This window comes from Leptolyngbya sp. GB1-A1, from assembly GCF_039962475.1.
Taxonomy (GTDB): domain Bacteria; phylum Cyanobacteriota; class Cyanobacteriia; order Elainellales; family Elainellaceae; genus Leptolyngbya_A.
The window spans coordinates 1-10,953 of record NZ_JAMPLI010000086.1 but is presented as its reverse complement, the minus strand read 5'-3'; the positions used below and the strand labels follow the sequence as shown (position 1 = coordinate 10,953).

Below are 10,953 nucleotides of genomic sequence, written 5' to 3'. Positions count from 1 at the left end.
GAAGTAATCTCAAGTCGTCTTTGCTCTCTTGAATGTTGATTTTGCAAACGCCAACCATACTCGTTAGCCCTCAATTCTCCTCCTCCCATCTGTAGCATATAAAAATTGAATCGGTATTACGCAGTGGGGCTAACAGTAGGGTCTGGTCAAGTTGAACCATCGTCGCTATAGTTCGGTTATCCGTGCATCAGGCCGCTCGCCCCCATGACGTTTAATAAGCTGCACTACTGCCAATATCTACTCAGTAGTCACACCAACTTCACGCTCACTCACCTCGCTGAGCATTTGCAGCAGTTTAGCCATGACACGATCAATCGCTATTTGAGCGGCGAAAAGCTGACGCCTCGCCTGTTGTGGGAAAACGTCAAAGCGCTACTTGCTCCAGATGCAGGGGGCTATTTAATCTTCGATGACACCGTGCTAGACAAACGCTTTGGCCAGTCAATTGAACTGGTTAGGCGACAAGGTTCTGTCGCAAGAATTTTTAACGCTGAATAATCTACATCATTCGCTCTGTTCTATGCAGCAATTCCAAAGATTGATTCAATAAACCTCACTTGAGATACACTATCCCCTTGTTCTATCCCTTTCACTTGTCCTTTTCTAATCATGTTCATCGCTTCAATTCCTCTCAAGGTTCTTCTAGCACTATTAAAGGACTCGAATCCCATCATCGATCTCACAATGCGTTTAATAGGCCGATGATCCTGTTTAATTACGTTATTCAAATACTTGTTCTGCCTCAATTTGGTCTCCTCTGCAATCGTCTCTTCTTCCTTAAGCGTATCCATTGCCGCCGGGTAAGTGGCAACGTTGCGCGACCAGCTTCACAAGGTGCAACAAGAACGCGACTCCCTTCAGGCTCGGGCTGAGCAGGTCGTTTCCTTGCAACAAGAATGTGACCAGCTCAAGACCCAGTTGCAGTCAGCGAACGATCGGCTCAATCAGTTCCTATTGCTCGCTCAAGGTGCAGCCCCCACCCCAACGGCTCAGGCAACAACAACGCCGACCGTGCCCACTGAAGCTCCACTGCCTCAACCCGCCGCAGTCGCTCCGCCTCAACCAGGCAGCCAGTCTCAGAATGCTCAACCACCCAGGCAGCAACCTGAGCGTAAGCCCAAAGCGTCCACCAAAATGTCGCCAGAAGAACGCATTGCACTAGCAGTGGAAGCCTTGATGCACCATAACCAACAATGCACCCACCCCAATGACCGTTGGTTTATCTCTGGTAATACGATCGCCACAATGACCGGCACCAATCCCGCCACTAAAGTCAAACCCTGGCTTGATTCCCATCCGGATGTCGCACGGGCGATCGACCAGCATAATCAGAAAATGGGGATCCTCATTCCCCACCATAATCGCGGTAAGGAGAAGGAGGAATTGAGGGGGATCTAGCAATCGTTCGTCGGCAAGGAGTAGCTGCTTTGAACCTTTATCCCAGACGAATTTTGTAAGGTTAAAGAAATAACCTTACAAACGCTCAACCCCTGAACGAGGATAAAAAGCGCGTTAAGCGACATCAATCTATCCCAGCATCTAACCGGTTACCACCCCGACTTCGCTGACACTAGGTTTTTGCGCTATTAAACGCTGAAGTGCCTGTACCAGCGACTCTACCCCACTCCATAGCATCACTTTCCAGCACATTGCCTCAGGGTCTCGCCGATTCCGTTCCTCGCGTTCCTCCCAGCTCAATCGATGATGTTCCCTCTGGTGACGACTTTGCATCCCAACTGCACCCGGCTGATCTCGTTTCGTCTCTGACGGAAGAAGCTGGATTTCTAACTCATGCGCAGCTAGCTGCTGCCGCCACTCTCGCCGTAACTGCGTCGCTGCAATGTCTCGCCATACGATCGCCTGCGGGCTAATGTTCGGCTCTGATAATCGCTCGATCACTGAGCGCACAAACGCTGAGCATATCCGGATCATTTGCGGGTCTGCTCGATACTGCCGCTGCACCACGCTCACGCGTTTGCCGCTTTTTCCCTGCGTCTGCGGCGATAAACATCGCCCTTTCACTTCGCACTTCTGACAAATCGTCCCACTTAAGCTGAACTGATACCGACGATCACCGTTCTCTTCTTGCCGGCTTGAACTCTGACTCATCTCATACCCCGCTGGACACACCACCGTCTCAGCATCGATCACTTGAAAGTCTTCGTTCCCATACCGTTTCGTTTCACCCGCCTCCCCACCCCGTTCCGTCCGCACTTCGAACGGTCCATACCGCTCCCATGCTTTCGCAACCATCACAGCAGGCGGCGGCTCACCAGGCACTTTCACCCGGCAGTGTTGCTCCCGCAATAACCATAGCGACAAGGGCAGCATTTCCTCACTCTCTAGCCGCTCCACTTCCGGTAACGCCTTCGCCTCTGACCACAAGGTCTGCCGCACCGGCGGGCTTTCTGCCTGTTGCCATCCCATCCACACCCGCCAGTTCCACACCCATTGACTCAAGATCTGCCAGAATTCCTGCCCGCTCGCACTCCAACTGCACCAGCGATCCATTTCCTGCTCTTCATCTTCCTCTTTCAGCCGCCGCTCAAACCCACCCCGTCCAAAGTACAGGCTCAGCACGTCGCCGCTCTGCAAGCTCGATGCCGATTGCGACGTGATAAATAGTTCATACACCTGCCCTTTGGATCGTTTCCTGATCCGTCCATTGTGCTGCGCTTCCGGACTCCGCACGACAATTAATCGAAACGGACTGCTGTACTCCCGTCCTGCGTCTTCGATACGGACTGCTGTACTCCCGTCCTGCGTCTTCGATGTACCCCATGTCCTTCCGCTGCTCAGACTCCCGCCCTGCAACTGCTTCCCATCCCTCTGCTTCTTGCATTCGAGCAACGACGACCGGATGTTTCAATAGCGAGTAATCTCGGCTCCGCATCAGGTAGCCGATGCCGTTCTGCTGCACTTGACTCACCAGCTTCGGGCTGCCATACAACCCGTCTAACCGCACGATTCCATGACTCACTCGCAATCCCTGCCTCTCCAGGTATCCCTGCATCCGGGCGAGCGACCGTTCCAGATCTCCTCCGACATCCCCGTTCCCGGCACTCCCATAGCTCCCGATCCATTCACTTGTATGCGCCACCGCGACCGTCGTTCGCACCGCTTCTCCCCGTTTCCGTCCTCGATACCCTGGCTTACTCACCTCAGCACTTCGTCGTCGCGCACCAGGATAGCGATCCCCCTCACTCACATACCGCTGCCGCACAGCTTTCACCGTTCCATCTACGTCAAACATCAAGTACCGGTTCCCCATCCGGTCCGTCATCCACATCCCCTCTCGCACCCGGATGCCCTTCTGCCCCATCTCCTCCTCAAATAATCCTCACAGGGCCTCAACCGATCCCTCGTCCACATCCCCTAAATATCGGCTTAAACTCGATGCCACGGGACACCGTTCTCGCTCCCACAGTCCCATCAGCAGCTCGCGCACCGGTTCTACCGCTTTGAAATATTCCTTTAAGCTCGCTTCTCCGCTGATCGCATAACTATTCAATAGCAGCACATAATCCTTCACTTCGTACTGCCCCATCCGCCCCCGCTCCACGCGCACTCGCGATCTCAAACGCTCCACCAGCCCGCTCTCGCTCCAGTACTTCCCATACAACACTGCCTCCCCCAACCAGGATGGGATACGCCGCTCCCCTGAACCCTCTAACCCGATCTCCACGCTCCCCATTTCTCACCCACCCTTTTTCTCCCTTCACCTAATTATCTCACTCCCAAAACCCTCTCTACTCCTACTCCCTAACCCTCTTCTCTCTAAGGCGTTGCGCAACTCGTGGGATTAACGCTTTCCTGCTTGCTGGCTGCTGGCATTCCCTGACGCTGCCGGTTGCTCAAACGCATCACAGTTTGGGGGCTGGTTCCCTTGCGCCTCATCTTCTAGCTTCACTGCTCCCTCATCCGCTTCAACCTGCGCAGTTAATTTGTTAATTCTGCTCCTCAAAAGCAACGCACTTAATCTGTTATTTTCGCGATCGGTTGTCTTAACACTGTCTCATCACTGGAAGGCTTTGCTCCTACTACCTTTCAGCTTCTTGTCCCTCAACGCAGTTAATTTGTTAACGACTCAGGTAATTTGTTAATCGACAGCGTGCTACATCGCTCAAACCTACTCACAGCAAGCATTCTACACTCGATCGATCAAGGCCAAAGAGCGGCAAACCACAGTCAGCGATCGACGTACGCAACATATGCCCTGATATGTGTCGTCACAACTAACTTCACTATATTTACAGCATCCCTTCAGTTTTCCCCATGCCGTGTAGCTGAATTGGTGAATGATTTGCATAAGTCTCATTCAATAGCGTCCGATCGCCCTCTGAGCGGTAGCGACCATTGCCTGAAACTTTTTGGTAGAAGATAATAGAATCTGAACAGATATGAGCGATTCTGGTGCGAAATGCTACTTCGAGGTTTTGGATTTAATAGAGGCAAGGACTATCAGTAGCAGGCAATGGCAAATCAACACCAGGTCGATCGGCTAAAACGGAGCATTCAGGAATGGAATGAGTGGAGACAGGAGAATCTTCGAGTAAAGGTTAATCTTAGTGCTGCCGACCTCAGAGATACCAATCTCATCGAGTCCGACCTCAGAGATGCCGACCTCAGCGGTGCCAATCTCAGCAGTGCCAACCTCAACAGTGCCAATCTCAGCGGTGCCAACCTCAGAGATGCCAATCTCAGCGGTGCTAACCTCAGAGATGCCTACCTCAGCGGTGCCAACCTCAGCAGTGCCAACCTCAACAGTGCCCACCTCAACAGTGCCTACCTCAGCGGTGCCAACCTCAGCGGTGCCGACTTTAACAGGGCTAACCTCAGCGATGTCAACTTCACAGCGACTCAAGCTCTAGACACACATTTTTGTGGAGCAGTCCTAACTGGAGCCTGCATTGAAGACTGGAATATCAACTCCAAGACCAATTTACAAGATGTTGTTTGCGAATATATCTTCACAAAATATGACCCGAATAATAAAGAGTTTACCGACCGCCGCCCGCATGACCCTAACCAAATCTTTGCCCCAGGCGAGTTTATCAAACGCTACCAGATCGTTCTAGAAACCGTTGATCTGTTCTTCAATGACGGGATCGACTGGAAAGCATTCTCAGCATCTCTTCAAGAGCTAAAAACACAGTACGGTGAGGATCTGAATGTTCAAGCAATTGAGCAAAAAGCAGGCAGTTCCTTTGTTGTTCGATTGGGGGTTGCTTCAGACTTAGATAAAGGCACAATAGAACGGCAGCTGAAAGAATTTTATGAAATCAAGCTTAATGCTCTAGAAGCCGAATACCGTGCTAAATTTCAAGACCTTAAAATACAGCACAGTGATGAAATTATTGCGCTCCATCGACAACACAATGCTGATATGAGAGAGATTACAAAACTGTTGGCAAGTAAACCGATTACAGTGGAGGCAAAGGCAATGGCAGAAAATCAATCCAGCTCTCACACCTTCAACAACAATATGCAAGGAGCCACGATCGGCAACTTTGCAAACACCATGCAGGATCAGTCGTCGATGCAAGCGACCCAGTATATCGGGGCAAAGCTAGATGAGGTTGCTCCTCTCATTCAATCCCTGCGTGGCATGGCAGAATCCTTTCCCCAGGAACAGCGAACAGAAGCGCTCGAGCATCTGGAGGACTTAGAGACAGACCTGAAGGAGCCGCCAGAGAAGCGCAAATCCAGCCGCATGAAAGCTACTCTCGGCGCACTCCTGGCAGTGGCAACGGTAGTCAGTGGTGCGGTAGCAGGCGCAAATGAGTTCGTGGATCAGGTACAGCAACTCTCTGAGAAACTAGGCATTCCTTTGCCGATCGAGCAGGTTCAGCCACAGTCACAGCAGCCTAAGACGATCGATATCAAGGCAAATGAGTGAACTGGAGTATCAAACTCATACCTTCAACAGTTCTTCAACCGTCTTACAACCCTTTCCGATTGCACCGCTAGAGCTGACAGCACACTTAGATCTAAATATCAGAAACAAAATGTGGAATGGAATTACGAAACAAACAGCCCCACCCGTAAGTGAGGCTGTTTGCACTTTAGTACAAGTTGTGTCGCTTAACTCGCTTTATAGGTTTTTTCCTGGTTTTGGTGATTTGAGTCAAAGCGTACTCTGATGCCTCATCTAGGAGTGCGTAAATACGGCTGAAAATCCTGAGTTTGCGTAGATTGCTCTAATTGGAGCTGAGGTTTTAAGGCAAGATCTGCTTCGCTTCACCAAAATCAGGAAAGAACCTAAAAAGCGTGTTAAGTGACACATGTCTACTGCTTCTGTGTTTAAATGGCGGCACTTCTTGCCCCAAATCATCCTACTGAATGTTCGCTGGTATTGCCGTTACTCCCTCAGCTACCGGAACCTGGAGGAGATGATGCAGGAACGGGGGGTGGAAGTGGATCACTCGACATCAACCGTTGGGTGTTGAGGTACGCCCCAGAACTGGACAAACGCATTCGACCCCACTTGAAGCCGACGAATGATTCTTGGAGGGTAGACGAAACTTATATCAAAGTCAGGGGAGTGTGGAAATATCTGTATCGCGCCGTGGATTCGGAGGGGAATACGCTGGACTTCATGCTGAGCGCTAAGCGGGATGGCAAGGCAGCAGTGCGTTTCTTTCGTAAGGTTCTTAAGAGCCAGCATGCTCAAACTCCACGAGTGATTAACGTGGACAAGAACACTGCTTACCCAGTGGCAATGGAAACGTTAAAGGAAGAAGAAACACTGACTGAAACAACGAAATTGCGGCAGGTAAAATACTTGAATAACGTGGTTGAACAAGACCACAGAAATATCAAGCGAATCACTAGACCGATAATGGGATTCAAGTCGTTCAATAGTGCGAGAAGAACCCTGAAAGGGATTGAGGCAATGAATATGATCCGTAAAGGACAAGTGAAAGGAGTTGAACAAGGGAGCAGTGTCTATCAAGCCAGATTTATTGAATCGATCTTTGGAATTGCTGCATAGAACAGAACGAATGATTTGTATCATTCGTCATTAAAATTCTTGCGACAGAACCGGCAAGGGTCATGAGTGCCCCCTGAAAAATTCTTGTTTGCCGTCATCTTAGCTGAACTACAATCCTGGAATCAATATCTACAACTGTAGTACAACGGTATCTTTGCTACCTTTTGTCCTACTCACACCCCTAAACTAAAGCAAGCAGTGTAGCGATCGCTGGTAACAACTTGGCACATGCCTCCGCCAATTTAGCAGCATCGGGTAGACTAGCAACAGTTCCTTTCAAGATTTTTATCGACGTTTTAGCAGCCTTCTGAAGCGCGTTATCCTCTGGATTTTGACCTGCTTCTGCCAGGGTTTTGATCTGTTCCAAGGCTTCAGCTTTGTCCTCCTCAGGTAGGGTTGGTTCGGCTTCGATTGCCCCTTGCAGTTGAGTTAGTAACTCCTTAATTCCTGGATTGTCGGGGTCTGATGATGCCGATAGCTGATTAATGGTATTGGTTACAGATCCGCTAACTGTTCCAAGTGTAGCCCCCGTTATGGCTTGATTTTCTCCCGCAGCGGCGACTCCGCTGACATTTCCCTGAACGCCGCTAATATTCACATTGCCTTTGCTTTGGGACATGATAAACTCTCCACGATTTTGATAGGTCTCAACATAAAACTTGGGTTGCTGTAGTGCGTTCTCCAGCAATTTCTCTAGGCTCCGAATTCGCTCATTCTTTTCTACAACTCCTGTTAATAGGGTTTGGATATCGCTATAGGGCAGTGACGCAATCTCCTGGTATTTCTCAAAATACTTAGCATTGAGCTGAGAGCTATCTACTTCACCAGCAACAGCAGCCTGCAAACGAATCTTCTGGTAGCCTCGACCTTCCAATGCAACAATTTCTAACCCTGCCTCAGGATTCTCCTCGGTCAGTTGCTGGATGGCAATAGCTGCAGCCGCAGGATCAACGCCGCCGTAGTGATGAGGTCTAAGCTTTTAAGGGCAATGGTAATCTGACGGGGGTCGAGATTTTGCTGACGATACAGATCTAATGTCTTGATGATGGGAGCAATGAAATCCGTGAAGTCACCTTTTTGAAAGACTTCATTGCGATTATCGGGTTTGCGCCACGGATCAGGATTATCTTGGGTAGGCGAGCGCATAAAAACAAATGCACAGTCAATATCTTCTAGCCGGGTATCTGTTGAAATAGCCCAGTCTTGAATACAAGCACCAGTCAAACAGGAATAGCTGAGATTTGTACTGTACAGCTTTGCTTTAACCAGTTTAGCTCTAGCAAGGTTAGCTCCTTCTAAGTTGGCTTCGCTCAAATCAGCTCCTATAAAACTAGCACCTGACAAATTGGCTGCTCTCAAGTTTAGACCTCGTAAATTCTTGTCGTCATAGACTTGCTCCTGGCTTTTTCTGGAAACGACAAGATGCCGAATGCTTACGTCTTCTAAGTAGGTGCCTTTTACCTGAGCAAACTCAAGTTTGCTGGACTGAAACCACGACACCCGTTTAAGATTTGCTTTTCTAAAATCAGCGTACGGAAGCATTGCTTGGTTAAAGTCAGCGTCTATCAAATTGGCTCCTCGAAAGCTTGTGCCTCCTAGAGAACAAAAGTGAACGGCAATAGACTTTATGAGCGAGTATTTCTTATTTTCGCTGACCGATTTCCATCCAATATAAAAACTTAACCCTATGAGAGGAACTGAAATTAAACACGCAACGGCTAAAAACTCTACCCATGAGCCACCAATCTCAAGATAGAAGCTGATAGTTTCCCAAGTTCCTAAAAAAGCTCCGAACGAGATGCAGAGTACTAGAAAAATGACTGAATAGGTGCCAAAAATGAAAATGCTGACGGCTAATGCCAACGCACCCAATAAACTTCCAGCGATACCAATTGAGATAATGACTAAATCAAATAGAATAATGGTTCTAGATATATCTGCTCCTAGCAAAGATATAAGAATGCCAACAACAGCAGCAGTGATTACCGCAAATTTTCCTAAATCACCACCCAAACCTTGACGAATTATAACGACCAAAAAGACGGCGAATACGACGAATACGAAGATAGTAGATCCGATAATCGCGCCTAGAGAAACCGTTATTTGACTAGGGGGTTTAGATAGCAAAAAGTCCCCTATGGCTGCGCCCGCATAGGCTGAAAGACTACCAGCTAGGATTGAGACTATAACAATTCCTAAGCTTAAAATAAAAACCCATTGCTTCTTCAATCCAGTCCGAACATGACTAAAGTTGGCATTCGTTAGGATTGCATTTGAGAAATCTGTACCACGAATATCGGCGAAGCCAAAATCATAGCCAGTCAAATCTTTCCCCCTGAAAGACTTTTCCCGATAGCTAGTGCGGCTTGATTCCTGATGCATAGTAATTTTTAATTGGGGCTAGCCTGAGAAGCCTGTGTTATAAAAATTGGTACATAATTAGAGGCTTACCTCATCATTTGGACTGTTGGTTAAACATAGCGCCAACCCAAGCCCAGGCTCTACCTCCAGTTTGGCAGGATAAATGTAATCTATCTACTGCCCCATCATCAATTTCACGCAAAATACTGCAAACGATTGGGCGATCGACCCCGCTTTTAGATGGGATATCGAATGAATATCCAAACAGATTTAGATAGGCTTCGACGACAGCAAAGGCAATCTGTAGATTATTTCCCTCAGTGCTTACAGGAAGGTTGTCCAAGGTGAATAGTGAGAAGGCAAAGATGAAAGCATCTTCGTCACCTAAGGCTCTTAATAATTCTGGAAGCAGGAGATCTGATTCTGGAGCAAGTCGGAGTAACGTATAGGCGGCATTTCGTCGAATTAAGAGATTTTCGCTCCTTAAGGCGTCTTGCAGATAGGGCAATGCTTTTGAACCGATACGAATGAGGTTTTCAGCAGCATTGCGTTGTATGGTCCAATCCTCGCTTTCAAAAGATTTGATTAGGGTGGATGGGGCGATATTGATCTCTGAGTTGATTTCGCCTAGAGCCACAGCGGCCTGTTGGCGAACTGATGGATCAGCATCCTGAAGAGCGGCAATCAAGACAGGGTTAACTTCTATTCCAGGATCAATGCTGCCTATAGCAGCGGCAGCACTGCTCCGAACTCTTGGGTCCGGATCTGCAAGAGCCTTAACCAAAGCGGATACCGTAGTGTCGGACTCAGAGTCAATATATCCGAGGGCAGCGGCAGCACTGCTACGCACGGTCGGATCACTATCGTTAAGGGCTTCGGTTAAAGCAGGAATGGTGGAGTGCGCTTTGGGACCAATCCTTCTTAAGGCAATGGCCGCTTGGCTGCGGATATTTGGATACTCATCTTCAAGTGCGTCTACCAGTTCAGGGAGCGCAGGTAAAGCATCAGGTCCGATTTGAGCCAAAGCCATCATGGCAAGTTGACGTGTTGCAGGATTGCCAGTGTTAAGAACCTCAACCAGTCTAGGAACGGCTGCGATTCCCACCTCTCCCAAGGCTGCTGCCGCAAGTTCGCGGGTGAGTGGGGTTTGACTTTGTAATGCTTTAAATAAGGAGGAAAGGGCTTCACCGCCAATCTCTCCCAGAGCCGCAGCAGCAAACTTTCGGACATATTCATCTTGATCTTGCAGTGCAGTAACCAGGGACGGAATTGCCACCTGGGCTTCATTGCCAAGTTTTGCCAGGGTAATTGCAGCTAAGCTACGGTCTTCTTTGTTCTCGCTGTTAAGAAGGCTGATTAAATCGGGAACAGCAGTAGACCCAATCCTTACTAGAGCCGCTACTGTGCTGGCGCAAAGTTCATGATTTTCCTGCATCCATGCAGCAGGATTATCTTCAGTTTCTTCATTCTTAAGACACTCATACATATTAACCTGGCAAGTATAGAGAGTGCATAAGGTCAGGCAGCATAAGCAATGGCAGGATGTTTAAAGTACCGCACGATGCGCCCCGGCAACTTCTGAAGCTTATGCAGATGAG

The 10,953-nt window shown here is 48.8% G+C and carries 11 protein-coding genes; 4 read left to right on the top strand and 7 right to left on the bottom strand.

What is annotated here, in order from left to right; all coding sequences use genetic code 11:
• The first annotated feature begins 204 nt into the window (after positions 1 to 204).
• On the top strand, positions 205 to 498 hold the full coding sequence (locus tag NDI45_RS29430; RefSeq protein ID WP_348249912.1) for a hypothetical protein: 294 nt from the start codon (positions 205 to 207) through the stop codon (positions 496 to 498).
• Between the two features lie 20 nt (positions 499 to 518).
• Here NDI45_RS29430 and NDI45_RS29425 read toward each other — a convergent pair whose 3' ends face one another.
• On the bottom strand, positions 519 to 791 hold the full coding sequence (locus tag NDI45_RS29425) for a DDE-type integrase/transposase/recombinase (RefSeq protein WP_348249911.1): 273 nt from the start codon (positions 789 to 791) through the stop codon (positions 519 to 521).
• A 13-nt stretch (positions 792 to 804) separates the two neighbouring features.
• On the opposite strand from NDI45_RS29425, the gene NDI45_RS29420 reads away from it, so the two are divergent.
• Entirely contained in the window at positions 805 to 1,398 is a 594-nt protein-coding gene (locus tag NDI45_RS29420) for a hypothetical protein (RefSeq protein WP_348249910.1), read from the top strand.
• Positions 1,399 to 1,539: 141 nt separating this feature from the next.
• Here NDI45_RS29420 and NDI45_RS29415 read toward each other — a convergent pair whose 3' ends face one another.
• Genes NDI45_RS29415 through NDI45_RS29405 form a run of 3 tightly spaced genes read right to left on the bottom strand, consistent with a single transcriptional unit; the run spans position 1,540 to position 3,694 of the window.
• Complete coding sequence (locus tag NDI45_RS29415) at positions 1,540 to 2,691, bottom strand: hypothetical protein (protein ID WP_348249909.1); 1,152 nt, start codon at positions 2,689 to 2,691, stop codon at positions 1,540 to 1,542.
• Positions 2,627 to 3,322, bottom strand: a complete 696-nt coding sequence (locus NDI45_RS29410) for a hypothetical protein (protein WP_348249908.1) — start codon at positions 3,320 to 3,322, stop codon at positions 2,627 to 2,629. The genes NDI45_RS29415 and NDI45_RS29410 overlap by 65 nt, the downstream gene beginning before the upstream one ends.
• An 18-nt stretch (positions 3,323 to 3,340) precedes the next feature.
• Positions 3,341 to 3,694 (bottom strand): hypothetical protein, encoded by a 354-nt coding sequence (locus NDI45_RS29405; protein ID WP_348249907.1) that lies wholly within the window; start codon positions 3,692 to 3,694, stop codon positions 3,341 to 3,343.
• Between the two features lie 780 nt (positions 3,695 to 4,474).
• On the opposite strand from NDI45_RS29405, the gene NDI45_RS29400 reads away from it, so the two are divergent.
• Together NDI45_RS29400 and NDI45_RS29395 are read left to right on the top strand one after the other, a co-directional pair.
• Complete coding sequence (locus NDI45_RS29400; protein ID WP_348249906.1) at positions 4,475 to 5,899, top strand: pentapeptide repeat-containing protein; 1,425 nt, start codon at positions 4,475 to 4,477, stop codon at positions 5,897 to 5,899.
• A 385-nt stretch (positions 5,900 to 6,284) separates the two neighbouring features.
• Positions 6,285 to 6,994, top strand: a protein-coding gene (locus NDI45_RS29395) for an IS6 family transposase (RefSeq protein ID WP_348249905.1) whose coding sequence is annotated in 2 segments (ribosomal slippage) — positions 6,285 to 6,432 and positions 6,432 to 6,994 — 711 coding nt in all. Because the reading frame shifts where the segments join, the coding sequence is not laid out codon by codon here.
• A 181-nt stretch (positions 6,995 to 7,175) separates the two neighbouring features.
• Here NDI45_RS29395 and NDI45_RS29390 read toward each other — a convergent pair.
• The 3 genes from NDI45_RS29390 to NDI45_RS29380 all read right to left on the bottom strand — a co-directional run bounded on the left by NDI45_RS29390 (position 7,176) and on the right by NDI45_RS29380 (position 10,841).
• On the bottom strand, positions 7,176 to 7,868 hold the full coding sequence (locus NDI45_RS29390) for a hypothetical protein (RefSeq protein WP_348249904.1): 693 nt from the start codon (positions 7,866 to 7,868) through the stop codon (positions 7,176 to 7,178).
• Between the two features lie 38 nt (positions 7,869 to 7,906).
• Positions 7,907 to 9,376 carry a pentapeptide repeat-containing protein gene (locus NDI45_RS29385; RefSeq protein ID WP_348249903.1) on the bottom strand — a complete coding sequence of 490 codons (1,470 nt, stop codon included), beginning with the start codon at positions 9,374 to 9,376 and terminating at the stop codon, positions 7,907 to 7,909.
• 73 nt (positions 9,377 to 9,449) lie between these two features.
• Positions 9,450 to 10,841 carry a HEAT repeat domain-containing protein gene (locus NDI45_RS29380; RefSeq protein ID WP_348249902.1) on the bottom strand — a complete coding sequence of 464 codons (1,392 nt, stop codon included), beginning with the start codon at positions 10,839 to 10,841 and terminating at the stop codon, positions 9,450 to 9,452.
• Between the last annotated feature and the right edge of the window lie 112 nt (positions 10,842 to 10,953).

Bases quoted from the DNA above. Each gene is read 5' to 3' on its own strand.
- NDI45_RS29430 (WP_348249912.1), top strand. From the start codon at position 205: ATGACGTTTAATAAGCTGCACTACTGCCAATATCTACTCAGTAGTCAC.
- NDI45_RS29425 (WP_348249911.1), bottom strand. From the start codon at position 791: ATGGATACGCTTAAGGAAGAAGAGACGATTGCAGAGGAGACCAAATTG.
- NDI45_RS29410 (WP_348249908.1), bottom strand. From the start codon at position 3,322: ATGGGGCAGAAGGGCATCCGGGTGCGAGAGGGGATGTGGATGACGGAC.
- NDI45_RS29405 (WP_348249907.1), bottom strand. From the start codon at position 3,694: ATGGGGAGCGTGGAGATCGGGTTAGAGGGTTCAGGGGAGCGGCGTATC.
- NDI45_RS29400 (WP_348249906.1), top strand. From the start codon at position 4,475: ATGGCAAATCAACACCAGGTCGATCGGCTAAAACGGAGCATTCAGGAA.
- NDI45_RS29385 (WP_348249903.1), bottom strand. From the start codon at position 9,376: ATGCATCAGGAATCAAGCCGCACTAGCTATCGGGAAAAGTCTTTCAGG.
- NDI45_RS29380 (WP_348249902.1), bottom strand. From the start codon at position 10,841: ATGTATGAGTGTCTTAAGAATGAAGAAACTGAAGATAATCCTGCTGCA.